General features: G+C 71.4%; 18 protein-coding genes. 4 read left to right on the forward strand and 14 right to left on the reverse strand.

The annotated features are described in order from the left end of the window. Positions 1–80 precede the first annotated feature (80 nt). Both HNR40_RS25015 and HNR40_RS25020 read left to right on the forward strand, forming a co-directional pair. On the forward strand, positions 81–1,448 hold the full coding sequence (locus tag HNR40_RS25015; protein WP_312896499.1) for an MFS transporter: 1,368 nt from the start codon (positions 81–83) through the stop codon (positions 1,446–1,448). Between the two features lie 226 nt (positions 1,449–1,674). Then, positions 1,675–2,697: a 2-oxoglutarate and iron-dependent oxygenase domain-containing protein gene (locus HNR40_RS25020; protein WP_184965276.1), complete on the forward strand. Its 1,023-nt coding sequence runs from the start codon at positions 1,675–1,677 to the stop codon at positions 2,695–2,697. Positions 2,698–2,704: 7 nt separating this feature from the next. On the opposite strand, the gene HNR40_RS25025 is transcribed toward HNR40_RS25020, so the two are convergent. Further along, a complete protein-coding gene (locus HNR40_RS25025) occupies positions 2,705–3,736 on the reverse strand; it encodes a medium chain dehydrogenase/reductase family protein (protein ID WP_184965278.1) in 1,032 nt (343 codons plus the stop codon). Between the two features lie 958 nt (positions 3,737–4,694). Between HNR40_RS25025 and HNR40_RS25030 the strand changes: the two genes are divergently transcribed. Continuing rightward, on the forward strand, positions 4,695–4,907 hold the full coding sequence (locus tag HNR40_RS25030) for a hypothetical protein (RefSeq protein ID WP_184965280.1): 213 nt from the start codon (positions 4,695–4,697) through the stop codon (positions 4,905–4,907). A 142-nt stretch (positions 4,908–5,049) separates the two neighbouring features. Here HNR40_RS25030 and HNR40_RS25035 read toward each other — a convergent pair whose 3' ends face one another. The 13 genes from HNR40_RS25035 to HNR40_RS25095 form a co-directional block, all read right to left on the reverse strand. Beyond that, positions 5,050–5,652, reverse strand: a complete 603-nt coding sequence (locus HNR40_RS25035; RefSeq protein WP_376773502.1) for an MFS transporter — start codon at positions 5,650–5,652, stop codon at positions 5,050–5,052. Continuing rightward, on the reverse strand, positions 5,610–8,135 hold the full coding sequence (locus HNR40_RS25040; RefSeq protein ID WP_184965284.1) for a chitinase C-terminal domain-containing protein: 2,526 nt from the start codon (positions 8,133–8,135) through the stop codon (positions 5,610–5,612). Before HNR40_RS25040 ends, HNR40_RS25035 begins: the two co-directional genes overlap by 43 nt. A gap of 400 nt (positions 8,136–8,535) precedes the next feature. Further along, positions 8,536–9,282: a VOC family protein gene (locus HNR40_RS25045; RefSeq protein ID WP_184965286.1), complete on the reverse strand. Its 747-nt coding sequence runs from the start codon at positions 9,280–9,282 to the stop codon at positions 8,536–8,538. A gap of 33 nt (positions 9,283–9,315) precedes the next feature. Beyond that, positions 9,316–9,936 carry a TetR/AcrR family transcriptional regulator gene (locus tag HNR40_RS25050; RefSeq protein ID WP_184965289.1) on the reverse strand — a complete coding sequence of 207 codons (621 nt, stop codon included), beginning with the start codon at positions 9,934–9,936 and terminating at the stop codon, positions 9,316–9,318. Between the two features lie 79 nt (positions 9,937–10,015). Beyond that, positions 10,016–11,485 (reverse strand): multicopper oxidase family protein, encoded by a 1,470-nt coding sequence (locus HNR40_RS25055; RefSeq protein WP_184965291.1) that lies wholly within the window; start codon positions 11,483–11,485, stop codon positions 10,016–10,018. Then, positions 11,482–11,832: a hypothetical protein gene (locus HNR40_RS25060; protein ID WP_184965293.1), complete on the reverse strand. Its 351-nt coding sequence runs from the start codon at positions 11,830–11,832 to the stop codon at positions 11,482–11,484. Before HNR40_RS25060 ends, HNR40_RS25055 begins: the two co-directional genes overlap by 4 nt. A gap of 215 nt (positions 11,833–12,047) precedes the next feature. Next, complete coding sequence (locus HNR40_RS25065; RefSeq protein WP_184965295.1) at positions 12,048–13,151, reverse strand: glycerate kinase; 1,104 nt, start codon at positions 13,149–13,151, stop codon at positions 12,048–12,050. Between the two features lie 6 nt (positions 13,152–13,157). Beyond that, a complete protein-coding gene (gcl, locus tag HNR40_RS25070) occupies positions 13,158–14,903 on the reverse strand; it encodes a glyoxylate carboligase (RefSeq protein ID WP_184965297.1) in 1,746 nt (581 codons plus the stop codon). 23 nt (positions 14,904–14,926) lie between these two features. Beyond that, positions 14,927–15,793, reverse strand: a complete 867-nt coding sequence (locus HNR40_RS25075; RefSeq protein WP_184965299.1) for a 2-hydroxy-3-oxopropionate reductase — start codon at positions 15,791–15,793, stop codon at positions 14,927–14,929. After that, complete coding sequence (locus HNR40_RS25080) at positions 15,790–16,578, reverse strand: hydroxypyruvate isomerase family protein (RefSeq protein WP_184965301.1); 789 nt, start codon at positions 16,576–16,578, stop codon at positions 15,790–15,792. The genes HNR40_RS25075 and HNR40_RS25080 overlap by 4 nt, the downstream gene beginning before the upstream one ends. Positions 16,579–16,590: 12 nt before the next feature. After that, positions 16,591–17,301 (reverse strand): fumarylacetoacetate hydrolase family protein, encoded by a 711-nt coding sequence (locus HNR40_RS25085; protein ID WP_184965303.1) that lies wholly within the window; start codon positions 17,299–17,301, stop codon positions 16,591–16,593. Then, on the reverse strand, positions 17,298–20,186 hold the full coding sequence (locus tag HNR40_RS25090) for an FAD-binding and (Fe-S)-binding domain-containing protein (RefSeq protein WP_184965305.1): 2,889 nt from the start codon (positions 20,184–20,186) through the stop codon (positions 17,298–17,300). Before HNR40_RS25090 ends, HNR40_RS25085 begins: the two co-directional genes overlap by 4 nt. Beyond that, the gene (locus tag HNR40_RS25095; protein WP_184965307.1) at positions 20,183–21,337 is read right to left on the reverse strand and encodes a pyridoxal-phosphate-dependent aminotransferase family protein; all 1,155 of its coding nucleotides are present in this window, start codon (positions 21,335–21,337) and stop codon (positions 20,183–20,185) included. Before HNR40_RS25095 ends, HNR40_RS25090 begins: the two co-directional genes overlap by 4 nt. Before the next feature lie 165 nt (positions 21,338–21,502). On the opposite strand from HNR40_RS25095, the gene HNR40_RS25100 reads away from it, so the two are divergent. Next, a partial coding sequence (locus tag HNR40_RS25100) for an SLC13 family permease (RefSeq protein WP_281395467.1) occupies positions 21,503–22,197 on the forward strand: 695 nt, incomplete at its 3' end.

Raw genomic sequence — 22,197 nt, forward strand, 5'->3', positions numbered from 1 at the left:
CCAGCCTATGTCCTCAGCGCGATATCACCTGGCCTCATCGCGGATTGCGGCCATCGGCGGCCCGCGCCTAGCGTCGTCGGGTGACGAAGAAAACCCCTGCGCTGGCGGTCCTGTGCGCCGTGCAGTTCATGCTTGTCCTCGACGACACCGTGGTGAACGTCGCCCTGCCCGCCATCCGCGGCGAACTCGGCTTCTCCGCCGCCGGGCTGGCCTGGGTGGTCAACGCCTACTTCCTCGCCTTCGGCGGCTTCCTGCTGCTGTCGGGGCGGGCCGCCGACCTGCTGGGCAGGCGGCGGGCGTTCCTCATCGGGGTGACCGCGTTCGGCGTGGCCAGCCTGGCCTGCGGCCTCGCCCAGGAGCCGTGGCAACTGGTGGCGGCCAGGTTCGCGCAGGGCATGGGCTCCGCGCTGGCCAGCCCGGCCGCGCTGTCGCTGATCACGCTGATGTTCCCCGGCGAGGGCGAACGCGCCAGGGCGGTCGGCGTCTGGGGCGCCATCGCGGCCCTGGGCGGCACGATGGGGCTGGTGATCTCGGGGGTGCTGACCGATCTGACGTCGTGGCGCTGGATCTTCCTGATCAACCTGCCCGTAGCGGCGCTGGCCCTGCTGCTCGTCCCCCGCCTGGTCGGCGAGAGCCGGGCCGCGCGCGGAGCCCGCCTGGACGTCCCGGGCGCCCTGCTGGGCACCGCGGCGGTGCTCGCGCTGGTCTACGGGCTGCTCCAGGCCGAGCACGCGGGCTGGGTCTCGGCGGCGGTCCTGCTCCCGCTGCTGCTCGCCGCCGTGCTGGCGGCGGCGTTCCTGGTGGTCGAGTCCCGTACGGCGCAGCCGCTCGTGCCCCTCGCGTTCCTCGCGGTCCGTGTCCGGGCCGTGGCCAACCTCTCGATCCTGCTGTTCTCCGCCGCCTTCTACGCGATGGCGTTCCTGCTGATGATCCACCTGCAGACACGGCTCGGGTACGGCGCGCTGGTGGCCGGGGTGGCGTACCTGCCCTATGGGGGTGGGGTCCTGGCCGGGATGTGGCTGTCGTCCCGCGCGGTGACCCGGTTCGGGACGCGGCCCGCGCTGCTGGTCGCGTTGACGGTCAGCGCCGCAGGGCTGCTGTTGCTGTCCGGGGTGGCGCCCGGCGACGGCTATGTGAGCGGCGTCCTGCCGGGGATGCTGGTCACCAGCCTCGGCTGCGGGCTGAGCCTGCCCGCGCTGACCACCGCCGCCGTCTCCGGCACCACGTCGGAGGACGCCGGGGTCGGCTCGGCCGTCCTCACCTCGGTGCAGCAGGTCGGCGGGGCGGTGGGCGTGGCGCTGCTGGTCACCCTGGCCGCCCAGCGCGGCTACGCGTTCGCGCTGGTCATCTGTGCCGCCCTGGTCGCGCTCGCCGCCGTCCTCGTCGCCACCGCCCTGCGCCCCAGCCGGTACGGCGGGCGCACTTCTGGGACGCCCGGCCTCCGCTGACGGACTTTGGCCGGAGCGGTGTGGTGCCTTTGGGAGCAGGTGTGTGCCGTCCGGAGCCGGTGTGGTGCCGTCCGGAGCAGGTGCGGGGCCGTTCGGCGTGGCACGGTGGCCACCGGGCGCGTGAGTTCGACCGCTGGGCGCGTCCGGCCGGATCGGGACGGCCGGGCGGGGGCCGGTCCGCGTACAGGTTGCCGAATCGCACACCGCTCCCAGCGAGGGGGACGAGATGATGGAATTGACCACGTTCAGCCTGCCGGAGGCCGTCACCGGGACGCGGGCGGACCTGGAGCTCGGCCGTACCATGGTCGCGGCGTGGCGCAGGGACGGCATCTTCCAGGTCGCCGCCACCACGGCCCAGCACGAAACGGCGCTCGCTGCGTTCGAGGCGAGCAGGGAGTTCTTCGCGCTGCCGCTAACGGAAAAATCCAGCTATGTCAGCGACCTGAGCTACAGCGGCTACGTCGCCTCCGGCGAGGAGGTCACCGCGGGCGAGACCGACTACTCCGAGATCTTCACCGTCTGCCCGGACGTGCCCGTGCACGACGCGCGGGTGCGCGAGCGCTGGCCCTGCCACGGCCCGGTGCCCTGGCCAGGCCCGCACTACCAGCGGCGGATGGAGGCGTTCACCGCCGCGCTCGGCTCGATCGGCGAGCGGCTGCTGCGGCTGGCGGCTCTGGGTCTGGGGCTGGGCGGTCCGGACACGCTGACCGGGCACACCGCGGGCGGCTGGCACCACATGCGCGTGCTGCGGTTCCCGCCGAGCTCGGCGCGGACCGCGCGCGGCATCGGCGCCCACACCGACTACGGGCTGCTGGTGATCGCCGCGCAGGACGAGGTCGGCGGCCTGTACGTGCGGCCGCCGGTCGAGGGCGAGAAGCGCTCGCGCAACTGGCTGGAGGCGGAGAGCACCGCGGGCATGTACGAGAACGAGCCGCCGTGGATCTTCGTCCGGCCGGTGCCGAGGGTGTTCACCGTGTTTCCTGGCGACATCCTGCAGTTCCTGACCGGCGGCTATCTGCTGTCCACGCCGCACAAGGTGGCGCTGGCCGACCGTGAGCGGTTCGCGATGGCGTACTTCCACGAGCCGAGCTTCGGCCGCTCCCTTGAGGACCCGTGCGGCGGCCCACCGCTGCACTACGGGACGCACTTCACGAACATGTTCATGCGCTGCTACCCCGGCCGCGCCGCCACCCGGCGCATCCACGACGAGGGCAGGCTGGCGACGCTGCGCGAGCCGTACCCCCGATGAAGGCCCGCTACGGCGTCAGCACGATCTTTCCCGCGACGGTGCCGGACTCGGCCAGCCGCAGGGCGTCGGCGACGCGGGCGAGGGGCAGCTGGGCGGCGATCCTGGCGGTGATGTCGCCACGCTGGAACGCCGCGAAGACCTGGGTGAGGTCGGCGCGCAGCCGCGCCCGGAACCGGTCCTTGGCCAGGGCGTGCCCCGCCCAGGCGTTGTAGAAGTACGCGCGGCGCCCGTTGGGCAGGGCGTTCCACAGCCAGACCCGGCCGAGCAGCTTGAGAACGGGCCACTGCTTGGACCCCTCGTCGTCGCGGGTGGAGGCGCTGCCGTAGGAGACGAGGGTGCCGCCGGGGGCGAGCAGCCGCCAGGAGTCGACGATGCCGCGCCCGCCGACATGGTCGAAGACGGCGTCCACCCCACCGGGGGCGAGCTCGCGCACCCGCGCGGCGACGTCACCGGCGCGGTAGTCGACGGGGACGACGCCCTGGGCCCGCAGGTCGTCGTGGTGGCGGGCGGATGCCGTGCCGATGACCTTGACGCCGGCGGCGCGGGCGAGCTGGACGAGCACCGAGCCGACGCCGCCGTTGGCGCCGTGCACCAGGATGGTCTGCCCGGCGCGGACGCGGGCCTTGCGGTGCAGCATCTGCCAGGCGGTGATGCCGTTGACGACGAGGGTCTCCGCCTGCGCCGCGCCGATCCCGTCGGGCACCGGAACCACGTCCGCGGCGTCCACGAGCACGTGACTGGCCCAGCCGCCGACCTTGACCAGCGCGGCGACCCGGACGCCGGCCAGACCGGGCGCCACGCCCTCACCGGTGTCCACCACGGTGCCGACCAGGTCGTAGCCGGGCACGAACGGGAACGCCGGCTGGTCGTAGTAGCGCCCGCGGCGCATCTGCTGCTCGGCGAAGGAGACGCCGGTCGCCTCCATCCGGATCAGAACCTGACCAGGTCCGGCGACGGGCACCTCTCCATGCCGGATCTGCAGCCCCTCCGGCTCGACCTTGCCCGGCAGGACCACCTCGACGAGTTCCCCGGTATTCATCGCAACCTCCGTTACTATCTCTTTTGTTTGTTAGAGCCTATAACAACACGCGGAAGGGCGCCTGTCAACCAAGGGAGGCCATGCCCTGAGCAGGGCGGCGTAATGAACAGCTTGCGATCAACAGGACGTTCGCCGATCGTGGTTCATGAGGTGGCGGTGCATCCCACGCACTCAACCCTCTGTCGGCCACAGGCGATGACCTCGTCGCACGACCACGCGGGAGAGCCTGTGTCCGATGGCTGGCGGCGTCGTCGTTCCCCAGGACGCGGACGGGGCCGCCACAAATGAACGTGCGGTGGTAATGGTTGGCCGTCGCGCGATCCATCAGGCGCTCTGCCGAGGACGGATCAACAGGATTACACGTTGATGACTATGAGGAAGGAGGGAACCCATGGCGGTTCTCCACTTCACGAGTGGGTTGGCGGACTAGGTAATCCATGTGGGCCGACGCCGGGAAACTCCTCTCGGCGGTCGGCCCAGGCGGAGTCTGGTTGTTCCTCACCGCGGTGGTCGTTGTCCTGGGAGTGATCATCCTTTTCTGGATGGCCTGCCGCCACGGCGTGGGTAACGGGCAGATTCGCGCGGGGATCGTGTCTATCCGCTGGAGAGAATCCACCACTCAGGAAAATACGGATCCGGCCGGGCAAGCTTCAGGTGCCACTGAACGGCCGGCCGTGGGACCAGGCGCTGACCCGCCCCAGAAGCGGGCAGCGACTGATAATTCCGCGGGGGAGGTGACGCCTCCCCCGACTCGCCCACGCCATCGACGAAGGCGCGGCAGGCAGTAGCGACAGAGCCCCGGCGCCCTCGGGCGCCGGGGCCACCTCCGGGACTGGCGGCCGCGACGCTCCGTCGAGGCAGGACAGCGCGCTCCCGGCACGCCAGGTGGTGGCCGGCGCACGACGCCGTGGCGTCGCGGGCCGTACTCTTCCGAGGACAACGAGGCGGGAGGAAGGCTGTGCCAGTCGCGGAACAGGCGCGAGTCAAGCGAACGATCAGTGGCATCGCCGAAGCGCTGCATGGCGCCTGCCGGGTCCAGTTCTTCGCCGAGTTGGTCAGCGCCGAGATGGGGTCGGAACTGTCCAGCGTGCTGGACGTCTGGTGGAGCCGCGCGATGCTGGACACCGCCCCTGCCCGGGAACCGGACGGGACGCCCCCCGAAGCTCCCTGAGCGGGCCGGTAACCTCCTCGTCCCGCACGTGGATGACAGAGAAGGTCATCCACAAGCTCGCCAAGTGGCTGTTCATCCTGGGAGGGGGCCTGGGGATGATCGCCCTGTTGCTGATCTTCGTCCGGGGCGCCGGGTAGCCCTGTCAGTCGTTCAGGGCCGTGGCGCGGCGGGTGTCGAGTTCGTGCTGGAGGCGGTCCACGTCGCGGGCGTACGGGCGGTAGAGGAGGGTGAGGTACGCCCCGTTGGCCAGCATCAGCAGGACCAGGATCCACAGGAAGACCTGCTTGAGCCCGAAGACGTCGCCGAGGAAGCCTGCCCCGAGGCTGAAGGCGGCCCAGCCGATCGCCTCGAAGATCGAGATGTAGATGGCGAAGGCCGCGCCCCGCAGCTCGGGAGGCGTGATCGCCATGACCATCGGCCGGTTGATGCCGGGGTTGACGCCCTGCGCGGCGCCCATCAGGCCGAAGAACAGCGCGAACGGCACGATGGACGCGAACGCGATCTGGGTGCCGAGGAAGGCCGCGACGGCGAAGGCGAACTGGGCGGCTTGCAGCACCGCGACCAGGCCGAAGCGGGGGCTGCGGCGGGCGGCCCAGTCGCCCAGGAAGCCGCCTGCCACGTTGCCCAGGAAGTAGCCGACGCCGAACGGCAGCCGGGGCCGGGCGTGCGGAAGGGCCCGGCCGGGGCCGGGCCCTCGCGGGACTAGATGCGCTGCCAGAGGGCGAAGAGGTTGGTGGGCTCCCAGCCGACCTGGGAGGTGTGTCCCTGCCTACACCGGTAGGTGCCGCCCTGGTAGGTCACCATGGCACCGGTCTGGTAGGTGACGCCGGGCGCCCACTCCCGTGGGCCGGCCGTGTAGGTCACGGTCGGCGTGGGCGTCGCCGTCGGGGTGACGGTGGGCGTCGGCGTGGGGGTGGGCGTCGGGTTCACCGTCGGGGTCGGGGTCGCCGTCGGGGTCGGGGTCGCCGTCGCCGTCGGGGAGGGGCCGCCGGCGCAGGCGCCGAGGTCGCGCCACACGTCGTTGGTGCCGGGCTGGTTGCCCTGCGTCCACCAGCGGGCCTCATAGGTGCGGCCGTTGAAGGACACACGCTGGCCGCCGTTGTACACCTTCCCGGCCTCCCACGCCGGATCGGTGCAGGTGCCGCCGGTCGGCGTGACCGTGGGGGTCGGCGACGGGGTCACCACATCCCCGCCGCGGGCCAAATCCTGGACCACGCCGTAGCTCTTGCCGCCGAAGGTGACGGTGAAGTTGTTCGGGCCGGGCGCGGGCAGGTAGTAGACGTAGTCCATGGTCACCGAGGCGCCCGGGGCGAGCGTCTGCCAGGTGGGCAGCTTCACCGAGACGCGGTGGTAGTCGCCCTTGAGCCCGCCGATGTTGTTGGCCCCGGTGTGCTCGCTGCTGATCACCCGCAGCCCGAACCCGGACTGGTCCTTGGCGTTCGGCGGCGAGGAGGTCGCGTAGTCCCACTGGAACTCGGTGCCGCCGGGCAGCGTGAACGCCGACCGGTTGGTGATCTTGAGCTTGGGGCTGATCGGGTAGTTGCTGTCACCGACGGGGAACTGCTCGGCGGCGAAGCCCACGTCGATCTTCTCGGCGGGCAGCGCGGTCTTCGCCCTGGTCGCGGTGTACGGCGCCGCCGTCTTGAGCGTGTCGTGCACCAGCGTGGTCAGCGTGTCGCCCATGAAATACTCGCTGCCGGTCCACTTGTAGTCGCCGGCCAGCTCCCAGATCATGATGCCGCCGAGGCCCTTGTCCCTGACGTACTCGGCCTTGGCCTTGAGCGACTGCTCGTCCTCGGTGGACAGGAACACCTTCTTGCCGCTGTTCCAGAGCCACGGGGCGACGAGCGTGCTGTCGTAGTTGCGGGTGTAGGTGCCGGTGATGCCCTCGGTGACGCCGTACGCGCCCAGGTAGGAGCCGGCGATGCCGCGCTCGAGGTTCTTGGCGTGCCACATCGGGTTGGACCCGGCGCCGACCTCGCGGCCGTTCTCCTTGTCGTGCCACAGGTTGTCGATGCCGGTGGCGCCGTCGCCGCAGGTAGTCAGCCCGGTCGGGCAGGTGGTGCCGACCGACTTGCCCCACAGGCCGCCGGTGCCGCCGGTGACGTTCTTCCAGCCGCGGGTGTAGTACGGCACACCGATGTTGATCCGGCCGGGCGGCAGGGCGCCTCGGTAGTAGTGGTAGGACCAGTCGGTGTTGAGGTAGCCGATGCCGCCGTACTGGGAGGTGGTGTAGACGCCCCACTTGGCCAGTTCGGCGTCCTTGCCGTCGTCGTAGAGGGCGGCGTTCGGGCCGACGAACTCGTTCCAGGCGCCGTGCAGGTCGTAGGACATGATGTTGAGGAAGTCCAGGTACTGGGCGACCTGGAAGGTCTCCATGCCGCGCAGCAGGTATCCGGAGGCGGGCACGGCCGCGGTGAGCTGGTAGTACTTCCCGTCGGCCGCGGCGGCCCTGTCCAGCCGGTCGCGCAGCGTCTTCATCAGCGCCGCGTAGCCCTGCATGAGCCGGCCGCGCCGGGCGTTGGCGATCTGCCAGTCGGCCGGGTTGCCGGCGTCCTTCATCGAGGTGGGGTACTCGTAGTCGATGTCGACGCCGTTGAAGCCGTACTTCCTGATGAAGGCGACGGCGGAGTCGGCGAAGGTGTCGATCGCGGCCTGGCTGTCGGTCATCGTGTAGAAGCCGCCGGAGGCCACCCGGTTGCCGTTCGCGTCGAGGTACCCGCCGGTCTCGGCCCACCCGCCGACGCTGATCAGCGTCTTGACGTGCGGGTTGGCCCTCTTGAGCGTGGTGAGCGCGTTGAAGTGCCCCTTGTACGGCAGGGCCGGGTCGTTGCCCGCCAGGTCCAGCCCGGTGGCCGGGTTGGTCGCCGAGTCGGCGCCCACCGAGATCTTGTTGTCCGCGCCCACGTGGGCGAAGGCGTAGTTGATGTGCGTGATCTTCGACCAGGGGATGTTCTGGGCCAGGTAGGCGGGCTGGCCGTTGCCGCCGTGCCGCCAGCCGGTGAAGTAGCCGATGACGCGGCGCGGGTGGTCCGCGCCCATGTTCTCGCGGCCCTGTTCGTCGTAGGCGGAGCAGTAGGGGACGCTGACGCCGGACGTTCGGTGGAGCCCATCGGGGCGGCAGGTCTCGTGGTCGACGGCCGCCGCCGCGGACCCGGCCAAGGTCGCCGCGACCAAGGCCGTCGAGGCCGCCACGGCGGCTAAGGACAGACGCGCTCGCTTACGCATGGTTCGCCATCCAAGGGGGGTGATAATGCGCTCTTGTGCGCGAAGGTAGGCGCTCTCACCAGGTGCGTCAACGCTTTCTTTTAGGAAAGTTTCCAAATAATTAAGCCGTCGGCGGCACCCGGGCCACCACCACCCGTCGGCCGGCCGATGGACGGGCACAGTCCCGTGCCGAACCCGTCCTAGGGACCCGGCTCCGGCCGCCCGCCGTTCCACCCAGAACCACAGCCGCGCCCGCACCTGCGGATCAAGATGCGGGAAGAGCGCGCTGCCCAGCCCGGCCGGCGCATGCAGGACTGAGCAGGGAGTTCGCGAATCCCCGGGCGGCGGCTGCGGTCGCCACCCGGGGACGTCTCACCGGACAAGCCACCCGGCCCGCCCCGCCCGGACGCGATGGCGCCGGTTACGAGGCCTGTGGGCGCGCGTCGTCGATCAGCGCGAAGATGGCCCCGGAGACGTCGGCCACCAGCGCTATGCGCCCCGCGGGAATGTTGACGGGATCGCCGATCACCGATCCGCCGAGGTCGGTCACCCGGACCACGGTCGCGTCCGTGCCCACGTCCGGATCGACCGCGAACTGCATGAGCCAGTACGGCAGGACGTAGGACTTGTCCGCGTGGCGGCCCAGCCGGGTCTGCCCGCCCGCCGACCAGACCGTGTAGTCGAACTGCCGCCCGTCGCCGATCTGCCGCTGCTCGTAGCCGAACAACCGGCCGTAGAACGAGTCGATGAGCCCGCCGTCGATGGTGCGCAGCTCCGCCCAGGTCAGCGTGCCCGGCCTGCCCACGCCGAAGCCGCCGGGCCCGTCGGTGCGCCACAGGCCGAAGACCGCGCCCGCGGGGTCGGCGGCGACGAGCGCCTCGCCGTGCCCGGGGGCCTGATGCGGGCCGAAGACGACCTGCCCGCCGGCCTCCTCGATGTCCTTGGCCGCCGTCTCCACGGCGTCGGCGTGCACGTAGAGCGTCCACGCGGCCTGCTCGCCGCTGCGGACGCCGGCCACGACGTCGCCGTCGAGTTCGGCATAGACGTAATCGCCGGCCGACGAATAGGTCCAGCCGAAAAGACCGGAATAGAAGTCGCATGTCGCCGCGCGATTCGCGGTGGCGATGTCCACCAATGCGGGTGCGCCGGAAATAGCCGGACTAAGCACGCGTAACCCCTCCTCATTCCTGTCCGTGCTGACTCATGGATCGGCGACTCCGAGAAGCGCGCGGAGTTGCCGCAGAACAACGACGCGCAACCGGTCGGCGTCGAAGTACTCGTGGTCGAGCACCCGCGGGATGACCAGGCCGTCGAGGAGCGCGACGAGCGCCGTCACCACGTCCTCGACGTCGTCGGCCACGTGGAACTCGCCCTGTTCGACGCCGTCGCGGATGGCCTCGGCGAACGGCCGCCGGTAGCGCTCCTGCAGGCTCACGCTGTGCGCGCGCAGCTCGGGATCGTGCACCGCCGCGTGCCAGAACTCCATCAGCATGCGCCAGGTGCCGATCGGCAGCGGCGCCAGCCCTCCGTCCACGAGCGCGACCAGGCGCGGCCACGGCGTGGGCTCCTGGTTGCCCGCCTGCTCCAGCCGGGCGACCTCCCGTTCGGTGGAGTGGTGCAGCGCCTCGACGAGCATGTCGTCACGGGAGCCGAAGTAGAACTGCAGCGTGCTCACCGCCACCCCCGCCACCTTGGCGACGTCGGTGAACCGCGTGTGCTCGTAGCCGCGCTCGGACAGGACGTCGACCACCACGTCGAGCACCTCCGCCCTGCGGGCGCCGCCGACTCGGCGACGGCGCGAGGGCACGGATGTGGAACTCACCCCGTAATCGTATCTCCGTACGGTACGACTCTCCAGTACGAGAAATCATAGGGAAGTACGGTTTGCCGGAGTCGGCCGCTCAGACCACCTCGAAGGTGCTCATCATCGCCATGTCCTCGTGTTCCAGATTGTGGCAGTGCATGACGTACCGGCCCCGGTAGCCGGTGAAGCGGGTGATGATCTCCACGGTCTGCGTCTCGCGCAGCTCCACCGTGTCCTTCCAGCCGAGCGGGCCCTCGGGCGGCTCGCCGCCGGCCGACAGCACCTGGAAGGGCGCCAGGTGCAGGTGCACCGGGTGGGAGACGTCGCTGGTCAGCCGCCAGATCTCGACCTGGCCGAGCTTGGGCCTGGCATCGACGCGGCGTACGTCGAAGGGCTTGTCGTTGATCATCCAGCCGGTGTGGCCGTGCAGGCTGCCGCTGGTGAAGGAGAAGTCGCGGGTCACCGAGGCCGTGGCCGGGTCGAGGCGCTCGATCCGGGAGAGCGTCTGGGGGATCGCGGAGTCGTCGCGGGCCTCGCGGGCGACGGTGAACCGCATCACCCGCGACTGCGGGCCCTCCTCGCCGAGGAGGTTGCGCAGCTCGACGTGTTCGCCGACGCGGTAGGCGGCGAAGTCCACCACCACGTCGGCCCGCTCGCCCGGCGCCAGCCGTACCAGCTCGACGGGGTGGGGGGCGGTCAGCAGGCCGCCGTCGCTCGCGATCACCACCATCTTGCCCCCGGGCGGCAGGGCGAGCTCGTAGGTGCGGGCGTTGGAGCCGTTGAGCAGCCGCAGCCGGTAGCGGGCCCGGTCGACCGCGAGATCCGGCCACGGGGCGCCGTTGACCAGGATGACGTCGCCGAGCAGGCCACCCATGAACGCCTCGCGGGCGCCGGGCCCGTCGTCGCGCACCGGGTAGGGCATGGTGCCGTCGGTGTGGAAGGCGCGGTCGCAGATCATCAGCGGCACGTCCCGCTCGCCGGAGGGCAGCGGCAGCGCCGCTTCCTCCTCGTCGCCGACCAGGAAGAACCCGGCCAGCCCGCGCCAGACCTGCGGGCCGGTGTAGTCCATGCGGTGGTCGTGGTACCAGAGCGTGGCCGCCCGCTGCTCCAGCGGGAAGACGTAGTCGCGCTGGGCGCCCGGCGCCACCAGGTCGGTCGGGAAGCCGTCGGACTCCGGCGGGGTGTGGCCGCCGTGCAGGTGGGTGACAGTCGGCGCGCCCAGCGTGTTGCGCACGCGCACGACGGTCCGCCGGCCGCTGCGCGCCCGGACGGTGGGGCCGGGGAACTTCCCGTCGTAGCCCCAGATCGGGGTGCGCAGGCCGGGCAGGATGTCCGCCTCGGCCGCGCGCTGGACGAGCTCGTAGTAGTCGGTGGTGCCGTCGCTGCGGTACGGCTTCGCCACCGGTGGCAGCGGCAGCGGCACGGCGAACGGCCGGGGCAGCGGCGCCGTACTGGCGAGGAGCTTGGGCAGCGGGGTGCGCCCGGTCAGCGAGCAGCCCGGGACGCCCAGCGCCGCGACCGCTCCCAGACCGAGCAGACCCAGCGCCCGCCGGCGCGAGACGTTCACGCCGTCGCCGCGGCGGGGCGGCGCTCGGCCCAGATCTGTGCGGTCTGCACCAGGCTGCCGCCGAACATCAGCACGCCGATCGGCACGTGCAGCGTCTTCATGTGGGCCATGCCGAGCGCCATCTGGGCCAGGGTCAGCACCAGCATGCCGACGGCGGGCCCGATGGCGGCGCGGCGGCGCGCGACGATGGCGGCGACCAGGTTGACCAGCACGACGACCGCCACCGCGATGGCCGTGACGCTGTGCGCGGCCCGCCCGCCGGGAGAGGACAGCAGCATGCCGGCGGTGACCGCCTGGAGCAGCAGGACCAGGGTCTGCAGGGTGAGTGTGATGCGCAGGAACCTCATGCCGGAAATCTTCGTCCAGCCGGTGGTGCGCGGACGTCCCACCAGCGGTGATGGCCTGCCTACTCCCCCGGTACGACTCCCGGCCCGCCCGCTACAGCCGGAGCGGTACGCCCGGAACCTCCGGCCGGGCTTGGGTGGCCCGGCCGGGCGGGTGGGGGTGACCCGGCTGGGCGTTCGAGAGCCCAGCCGGGCGCTGAGCTCGCCCGGCCGGGCGTTCAGGCGAGCCAGTCGTCGGCGATCTGGCCGCCGACCAGCTCCAGGAGCGCGCCGGCGCGCCGCATCGAGCGCCGGCCGTCCGGTTCGAGGGCACTGAGGGGGTAAACGCGGTCGAGGCCGAGCCGCTCGATCGCCGCGGGCGGCAGCAGCGAGCGCCCGGCCACGGCGACGACCGGCGTGCCCGCGGCGACCGCCATCGCGGCGACCCCGGCCGGCGCCTTGCCGCGGGCGGTCTGGTGGTCGAGCGAGCCCTCCCCGGTGACGACGAGCTTGGCCGCCGCCAGGTGCGCGGGGAAGCCGACGAGGTCGAGGACCAGCTCGATGCCGGAGCGGAGCGTGCCGCGCAGGATGGTCAGGCCCGCGTAGCCGACGCCGCCCGCGGCCCCCGCGCCGGGGACGCAGGCGGCCTCGACGCCGGTGGCCGCGGCGACCGCCTGGGACCAGCGGGCCAGCGCGGCCTCCAGGTCGGCCACGTCGCGTGGGGTGGCGCCCTTCTGCGGACCGTAGACGGCGGCGGCGCCGTACGGGCCGAGCAGGGGGTTGTCCACGTCGATGGCGATGTCGATCTCCACCTCGGTCAGGCGTGGATGCAGCCGCGACAGGTCGAGCCGGTCGATGGTGGACAGGGCCGCGCCGCCGCGCCCAGTGACGCCCTCCAGCCTGGCGCCCAGTGCTTCGGCCAGGCCGGCGCCGCCGTCGGTGCAGGCGCTGCCGCCCAGGCCGAGCACGATCCGGCGGCAGCCGCCGTCCAGCGCGGCCCGGATGACCTGGCCGGTGCCGTAGCTGGTGGCGGTCCGGGGAGCGGGCGGGCCGGCCAGCCGGCCCAGCCCGGACACGTCGGCCAGCTCGATCACCGCGACGCCGTCGCGCTCGGCGTAGGAGGTCGCGACCGGCCGCGCGTCAGGCCCCTCGGCCTGGACGGCGACCCGGCGGAACCCGGCGGCCAGCGCGGCATCCAGCGTGCCCTCGCCGCCGTCGGCCACCGGCAGCACGGCGACCTGCGTGCCGGGAGCGCGCCCGATGATGCCGGCCGCCAGGTGCTCGCACACCTGGCGGGCCGTCAGCGAGCCCTTGAACTTGTCGGGCGCGATCAGCACGGACATCGCCGCTCACCCCCGCGACAGGATCTCGGCGTCGGCGACCTCCTCGAACTCCGTGATGGCGTCGAGGTCGGCGCCCATCGCGATGTTGGTGACGCGTTCGAGGATCACCTCCACCACGACCGGCACCCGCAGGTCCTCCATGATCTTCCGCGCCTCCTCGAAGGCCCCGGCCAGTTCGCCTGGCTCGTGCACGCGGATGGCCTTGCAGCCCAGCCCCTCGACCACCTTGACGTGGTCGACGCCGTAGCCGCCCAGCTCGGGCGCGTTGACGTTGTCGAAGGCCAGGCTGACCTGGAAGTCCATGTCGAACGCCCGCTGCGCCTGCCGGATCAGCCCCAGGTAGGAGTTGTTGACCAGCACCTGGAGGAAGGGGATGTTGAACTGCGCCCCGACCGCCAGCTCCTCGATCATGAACTGGAAGTCGTAGTCGCCCGACAGGGCCACCACGGTGGCCTCCGGATCGGCCACGGCCACGCCCAGCGCGGCGGGCACCGTCCAGCCGAGCGGCCCGGCCTGGCCGCAGTTGATCCAGTGCCTCGGCTTGTAGACGTGCAGGAACTGCCCGCCGGCGATCTGCGACAGGCCGATCGTGGAGACGTAGCGCACGTCCTTGCCGAAGGTGAGGTTCATCTCCTGGTAGACGCGCTGCGGCTTGATCGGGACGTTGTCGAAGTCGGTGCGCCGGTGCAGGGTGCGCTTGCGCTCCTGGCACTCCTTCGCCCACACGCCCCGGTCCGGCGGCAGCGTGGCGCGGGCCGCCTCGACGAGCTGGATCAGCGCCGCTCCGGCGTCGGAGACGACGCCGTAGTCGGGCGCGAAGACCCTGCCGATCTGCGTCGGCTCGATGTCGATGTGCACGAAGGTACGGCCACGCCGGTAGACCTCCAGCCCGCCGGTGTGGCGGTTGGCCCACCGGTTGCCGATGCCGAGCACGAAGTCGGCGGCCAGCAGGGTGGCGTTGCCGTAGCGGTGGGCGGTCTGCAGGCCGACCATGCCGGCCATCAGCGGGTGGTCGTCGGGGATGGCGCCCCAGCCCATGAGCGTGGGGATGACCGGCACGCCGAGCAGTTCCGCCAGCTCGACCAGCAGGTCGCCGGCGTCGGCGTTGATGACGCCGCCGCCGGCGACGATGACCGGGCGCTCGGCCCCCGCCATCATGGCCAGCACCTTCTCCGCCTGCGCCCGGGTGGCCGCCGGCCGGTGGACGGGCAGCGGCTCGTAGGTGTCGATGTCGAAGTCGATCTCGGTGAGCTGCACGTCGAGCGGCAGGTCGATGAGGACGGGGCCGGGCCGTCCCGAACGCATGAGGTGGAAGGCCTGCTGGAAGGCGCCCGGCACCTGGGCGCCCTCCATGACGGTGTAGGCCATCTTGGTGAGGGGCGCGGCGATGGCGGCGATGTCGACGGCCTGGAAGTCCTCCTTGTGCAGGCGGGCGACCGGCGCCTGGCCGGTGACGCAGAGGATGGGGATGGAGTCGGCCGCGGCTGAGTAGAGCCCGGTGATCATGTCGGTGCCCGCGGGGCCCGAGGTGCCGACGCACACGCCGATGTTGCCGGCGCGGGCGCGGGTGTAGCCCTCGGCCATGTGCGCGGCGCCTTCGACGTGCCTGGCCAGGACGTGTTTGATGCCGCCGTGTGCGCGCATCGCGGAGTAGAACGGGTTGATGGCCGCGCCGGGCACCCCGAAGGTCTGGGTGGCGTTCTCACGCTCCAGGATCAGGACCGCGGCGTCGACGGCTCGCATGCGTGCCATGTGGGTTCGCTCCTCGCGCTCTGTCAGCGGCCCGAGAGCTGCTCGACGAGCAGCAGCAGGGCGGTGTGGTCGAGCTGCCCGTGGCCCTGCGCCCGCGCGGCGCCCATCAGCTGGGCCAGCACCGCCCCGACCGGGATGGCCACGCCCGCCTGCCGGGCGGCCGCGGTGACGATGCCGAGGTCCTTGTGGTGCAGGTCGATGCGGAAGCCCGGCTGGAAGCTACGGCCCAGCATGCCCTCGGCCTTGCGCTCCAGGATGCGGTTGCCCGCCAGGCCCGCCGACAGGACCTTGATCGCGGCCTCCATCTCGACGCCGTAGGCCTCCAGGAACACGATCGCCTCGGCGACCAGTTCGATGGTGCCGGCGACGATGAGCTGGTTGGCGGCCTTGACCGTCTGCCCGGACCCGGCCGGGCCGACGTGCACGACGGTGGAGCCCACCGCTTCCAGGACGGGCCGGGCCGCCTCGACGTCGGCGGGGGCGCCGCCGACCATGATGGAAAGGCTGGCGTCGATCGCGCCCTGCTCGCCGCCGGAGACGGGCGCGTCCACCGCGCGCAGCCCGGCCTCGGCCGCCTGGGCGGCCATGCGGGCGGCGGCGTCCGGCCTGATGCTGCTGGCGTCGATCCACAGCGTGCCCTCGCGGGCGTGGTCCACGATGTCGGCGGCGACGAGTTCGACGTCGGGGGTGTCGGGCAGCATGGTCACGATGACGTCGGCGTCGCGCACGCCTTCCGCGATACTGGCCGCGCCGTGGCCGCCCAGCTCGATCAGCTGCTCGACCTTCTCCGGCTCCTTGTTCACGCCGGTGACGGTGTATCCGGCCTTGACGAGGTTGGCGGCCATCGGGGCGCCCATGATGCCCAGGCCGATGACAGTCACGTTGCTCACGGCAGTTCCTTGGGGTCGGAGGTGAGCCAGGCGAAGGGGTCCTCACCCGGGGTGGCTTTGTATTCCAGGCCGATCCAGCCGTCGTAGCCGGTCCGGCCGAGCTCGGTCAGCCAGGTGGCCAGCGGCAGGTCGCCGGTGCCGGGCGCGCCTCTGCCCGGCGCGTCGGCGATCTGGACGTGGCCGATGCTGCCCGGGTCGCCGCTGTCGCCCCTCAGCAGGGCGTCCACGTCGTCGCCGTTGACGGCCAGGTGGTAGAGGTCGGCTAGCAGCTTCAGGCCCGGCACCGCGGCCACGACGGCCAGTGCTTCGGCGGCGGTCTTGAGCGGGTACGCGGGGGCGCCGCTGAGCGCCTCGATCAGGACGACGCCGTCCACGACCTCATTGGCCAGCGCCAGGTTGGCCAGGGCCGTTTCGTCCTGGAGTTCTTCCCGGACGTCGTCGAGGCGGTTGCCGTACAGGGCGTTGAAGGCGCGGCAGCCGAGCGTGCGGCCGATCGCGGCCACGATCGGCACGTTGTCGCGGAACTCGGCGGCGCGGTCCGGGTGGGACAGCAGGCCGCGTTCGCCTCCGGGCATGTCGCCGGCGGCGAAGTTGATCCCGGTCAGCTCGACTCCGGCGTCGCGGACGGCGCGTACGAAGGAGTCGACCTCCGCGTCGGCGGGCACGGCGGTCTCGAACGGCCACCAGAACTCCACGGCCTCGAAGCCGGCCTTGCGGGCGGCCTCCGGGCGTTCCAGCACGGGCAGGTCGGTGAAGAGGATGGAGCAGTTGACGGTGTAGCGCATCTGGCCTGCCTCCTATCGGACGGTGTTGCTGAGGACGCCGACGCCGGCGATGTCCACCGCGACCTCGTCGCCGACGGCCAGCGGGCCGACGCCGTCGGGGCTGCCGGTCAGCAGGACGTCTCCGGGGTTGAGGGTGATCCAGCGGGTGACGTAGGCGAGGAGTTCGTCGACGCCGAAGAGCATCGCGGCGGTCGGGCTGTCCTGGACGACGAGCCCGTTGACGCGGGTGCGGATGTGCAGCTTGGCCGGGTCGTCGATGTCGGTCTCGATCCAGGGACCGAGCGGGCAGAAGGTGTCGGCGCTCTTGGCCCTGACCCACTGCCCGTCGTTGCGCCAGTCGTCGGCGGTGATGTCGTTGGCGCAGGTGTAGCCGAGGATGTAGTCCCGGAAGTGGCGTTTGGGCACCTGGCGGGCGGTGCGGCCGATGACCACGGCCAGCTCGCCCTCGTACTCCAGCCTGCGCAGCCCGTGCGGGCGGCGTACCTCGGCGCCGGGGCCGGTGACGGCGTTGGCGGCCTTGAGGAACAGCCGGGGTTTGCGGAGTTTTCCCGGTACGCCGTAGTTGCGGCCGGCGCAGACGATCACCCGTGGATCGCAGGGCGCCAGCAGCGTCACCTCCTCCAGCGCCGCCACCGGCCCCTGCCCGGGGGTGGCGTGGATGTCGTGGCCGACGAGCACGCCGGTGCGTACCTCGTCCTTGTGGTTGTAGCGGACGAGTCTCATGACGGAACCACCGCCTCACGCAGGAGTTCGATCGGGTGCCAGGCCTGGCGGGCCGCGCCGTGGAAGATCTGCTGGCGGCAGGAGACGCCGGTGGCGGCGACCACGGTCTCGGCCGGTTCCGCGGCCAGCGCGGGGAAGAGCCGGTCGGAGCCGACGGTCATGGACAGCTCGTAGTGCTCGGCCTCGAAGCCGAAGGAGCCGGCCATGCCGCAGCATCCGGTGTCGAGCTCCACGACCTCCACGCCGGGGATGAGCCGGAGCATGGCCATGGTGGCGGCGGTGCCGACCTCGGCCTTCTGGTGGCAGTGGCCGTGGAAGACGACCCTTTTGCCGGCGAGCCACGAGTCGGTGCGCAGCTTCAGCTTGCCCGCGTTGACGGCCTCGGTGAGCAGCTCCTCCACCTGCTTGACCCGGGCGGCGACCGCGTCCACGCGTTCGTCGCCGGCCAGCATCGCCCGGTGCTCGTCGCGCAGGGTGAACAGGCAGGACGGCTCGCAGCCGACGATCGGCCCTTCGGTGTCTGATAGGTGGGCGACCAGCGCGCCGGCCTGTGCCTTGGCCTGGTCGAGCAGGCCCTTGGACAGGCTGGAGCGGCCGCAGCAGCCGGTGGCGGCCAGCTCGACCGTCCAGCCCGCGCGCTCCAGCAGCTCGATCGCGGCCTTGCCGATGTGCGGCTCGGTGTAGGTGGTGAACGAGTCGGCCAGGAACGTCAGCGTCTCGCGGCCTTTGCGCCTTTTGTGCCTTTTGTGCCATCTGATGAGGTTGCCGCGCTCGAAGCGGGGCAACGGGCGTTTGGCGGTGATGCCGACGACGCGTTCGAGCGCCTTGCGCACCGGAGTGATGCGGGTGGGCAGGTTCGACAGCGGCGCGGTGGCCGAGCCGAGCCGGTTGAGCGAGCGGATGGCGCCGAAGATCCGTGAGCGCAGGGGCACGCCGTGCAGATCGTGGTGGTGCGAGAGAGTTTCCGCCTTGAGGGTGGCCATGTCCACGCTCATCGGGCACTCGCTCTTGCAGGCCTTGCACATCAGGCACAGGTCGAGGATCTCGTGCAGCCGCTCATCACCGAGCGCCGTCTTGGGATCGGCCTCCGACAGCGCCTTGACCAGGGCGTTGGCCCGCCCCCGGGTGGAGTGCTCCTCCTGCCGGGTGGCGACGTAGGACGGGCACATGACCCCGGGGCCGCTCTTGCGGCACAACCCGATGTTCATACACCGGTCGGCCGCACCCCGCATGCCACCAACCACCTCGAACTCCAGCCTGGTACGGATCGGCCCGGCCGGCGGCAGCGCGGCGTCGCGCAGGTTGTCCGTCATGGGCGGCGCGTCGACGATCTTGCCGGGGTTCAGGACGCCCTCGGGGTCGAACAGGTGCTTGACCGAGCGCATCGCCTCGTACAGGTCGGGGCCGAAGATCTCCCGGTTGAACTCGCTGCGGGCCAGGCCGTCGCCGTGCTCGCTGGAGTTGACGCCGCCGTACTCGGCGACCAGGTCCTTGATCTCGACGGCCACGGCGCGCATGGTCGTCACCTGCTCGGGGTCGGCCAGGTCGACGAACGGGCGGATGTGCAGGCAGCCGACCGAGCAGTGGCCGTAGAAGCCGGCCGTCAGGCCGTGCCTGTCGAGCACGCCGCGGAACCGGTCGGTGTACTCGGCCAGGTGCTTGGGGTCGACGGCGGTGTCCTCGACGAAGGCCAGCGGCCTGCGGGTGCCCTCGCCTGCCGCCATGAGCAGGCCGAGACTCGACTTGCGCACCTTGAGCAGCGCCGTCTGCTCGGCGGGGGTGACGGCGAGCAGGGTGTGGTAGCCGTGGCCGTTGCGCTTCCACAACCGGCTGACCTCGTCGAGCTTGCCGGTCAGGTGATCGCGGTCGTCGCCGCTGAAGGAGACGAACAGCAGCGCCGCCGGGTCGCCCTTGAGGATGTCGCCGAGGCCGGCGTACTCGATCTTCTGCCGGGACAGGTCCAGGATCGTCTTGTCCATGAGCTCGACCTGGGCGGGCTCGCAGGCCAGGGCGTCCTCGGTGGCGGCGATGGCGGCGGCGGTGCTGTCGAAGTGGCCCACGGCGTAGACGGTGTGGCGGGGTTTGGGCACCAGGTCGACCAGCGCGTGCGTCGCCACGACCAGCGTGCCCTCGGCCCCGACCACGAACTTCGCCAGGTCGAACTCCCCCGGCCCGGCCAGCCGGTCCAGCCGGTACCCGCAGGCCCGCCGCCAGAACGGCGGGAAGCCGGTGGCGATCGCCTCGGCGTTGTCGCGGACGAGTCCGGGCAGCTCACGGTAGAGCGCGCCCTCCAGGGTCGGCTCGGCGGCGCGGCGGGCCCGCTCCTCCTCGCTCACCGGCTCCAGCCGCGCGGTCGAGCCGTCGGCCAGCACCACGTCCAGGGCTCTGACGTGGTCGATGGTCATCCCGAACGTGAGCGAGCCGCTGCCGGCGGAGTTGTTGCCGATCATCCCGCCGATGGTGGCGCGGTTGCTGGTGGAGGTGTCGGGCCCGAACATCAGCCCGTACGGCGCCGCCGCCTGGTTGAGCTGGTCCTGCACCACACCCACCTCGACCAGCGCGGTCCGCGCCTTCGGGTCCAGGTCGACGATCTTGTTCATGTGCCGGGAGAAGTCGAGGACCAGGCCGGGCCCGACCGTCTGCCCGGCCAGGCTGGTGCCCGCGCCGCGCGGCACCACCGGCACCCCCGCCAGCCCCGCCGCCCTGACCGCCTCGGCGACGTCCCCGGCGTGCCGGGGGAAGACCACGCCGACCGGCATGATCGAGTACATGCTCGCGTCGCGGGAGAACAGGTGGCGCGTGTAGTCGTCGAAGGCCACCTCGCCCTCGACCGCCGCGCCGAGCGCGCGCCGCAGGTCGCTCGTCTCCGGAAGGGTGGCCGTCATGGCGTCTGCAGGCGCTCGAGCGCGTCGTTGAGCCCGCGCGGGTCGATGGGCACGCCCGCGAGGGTGAGCCCCATCTGCACGCCGGCCAGCGTGCCGGCGAGGGTGAGGTCGTTGAAGTCGCCCAGGTGGCCGATGCGGAACACGCGTCCGGCGAGCCTGCCGAGCCCCGAGCCGAGCGACATGTCGAAGCGGTCGAGGATGATCGCTCTGATCTTGTCGGCGTCGTAACCATCCGGCACGATCACCGCGGTCAGCGCGGCTGAGTGCTCGCGTTCGTCGGCGCAGAGCACTTCGAGCCCCCATCCGCGTACGGCGGCGCGAGTCGCCTCGGCGTGCCGGATGTGACGTTCGAAGACGGCGTCCAATCCTTCGTCGTAGAGCAGGCGGAGTGCTTCGCGCAGGCCGTACAGGAGATTGGTGGCGGGGGTGTAGGGGAAGAAGCCGCGCTCGTTGGCGGCCAGGATCGGCGCCCAGTCCCAGAACGACTTGGCCAGCCCGGCCGTGCGGGAGGCGTGCAGGGCCTTGTCGCTGACGGCGTTGAAGCTGAGCCCGGGCGGGAGCATGAGCCCCTTCTGCGAGCCCGCGACGGTGACGTCGACGCCCCACTCGTCGTGGCGGTAGTCGATCGAGCCGAGCGAGGAGATGGTGTCGACCAGCAGCAGCGCGGGGTGGCCGGCGGCGTCGATGGCGGCGCGCACGGCGGGCACGCGGCTGGTGACGCCGGTGGAGGTCTCGTTGTGGACCACGCAGACGGCCTTGATGGTGTGGCCGGTGTCGGCGCTCAGGTGCCGTAGGACCGCCTCGGGGTCGGCGCCCCTGCGCCAGTCGCCGGGCACGAACTCGACGTCCAGCCCGAGCTTGCCGGCCATCTCCTGCCAGAGGGTGGCGAAGTGGCCGGTCTCGAAGCACAGGACCTTGTCGCCCGGGCTCAAGGTGTTGACCAGGGCGGCCTCCCACGCGCCGGTGCCCGAGGCGGGGTAGATCACGACCGGTCCTTCGGTGCCGAAGACCGGCCTGATGTCGCGCAGCACCTCCAGGCCGAGTGCGGCGAACTCGGGACCCCGGTGGTCGATGGTCGGCGCCGACATGGCCCGCAGCACGCTGTCGGGCACGTTCGTGGGGCCGGGGATCTGCAGGAAGTGCCTGCTCATGAGGACCTCGCTCGAAATATCCACGATGCGGAAAAGTTATCTCGCTATACGGAAGATATGCCTTCGCGGGGGAGATGAAAAGTCTTGACGCCCAATGTGAGCCAGGTCATACTCTCGCTAAGCGGAAACACTTTTCCGCATTATGGAAGATCCGTTGGAGGCCATATGTCGGTGCAGATCATCACGATCATCGTCCTGGCCGTCGTCTTCCTGGTCGCCACCGTGTTGCCCGTTCACATGGGGGCCCTGGCGTTCGTCGCCGCGTTCATGGTCGGGGCCTTCGTGCTGGGCGAGGGCAAGGACGACATCGTCGCGGGCTTCCCCGGCGACCTGTTCGTCATCCTGGTCGGGGTCACCTACCTGTTCGCGATGGCCAAGGCCAACGGGACCGTCGACTGGCTGGTGCAGGCCGCCGTCCGCCTGGTACGCGGGAAGATCGCGCTCATCCCCTGGATGATGTTCCTGGTCACCGCGCTGCTGACGGCCGTGGGGGCGGTCGTGCCCGCCGCCGTCGCCATCATCGCCCCGGTCGCCATGGGCTTCGCCCTGCGCTACCGCATCAACCCCATGCTCATGGGCCTGCTGGTCATCAACGGCGCCAGCGCCGGCGGCTTCTCACCCATCAGCATCTTCGGCAGCATCGTCAACGGCGTCGTCACCCGCAACAACCTGCCGGGCGATCCCGGCATGCTGTTCCTCAGCTCCTTCGCCTTCAACCTCGCCCTGTCCGCCGTCGTCTTCCTCCTGTTCGGCGGACGCGACCTGCTACGCCGTGGCCGGGAGGACTCCGATGACGGCGTCACGGGCGGCACGGGCAGCACGGGCAGCACGGGCAGCACGGGCAGCACGGGCAGCTTGGG

Source organism: Nonomuraea endophytica (assembly GCF_014203235.1).
Taxonomy (GTDB): Bacteria; Actinomycetota; Actinomycetes; order Streptosporangiales; family Streptosporangiaceae; genus Nonomuraea; species Nonomuraea endophytica.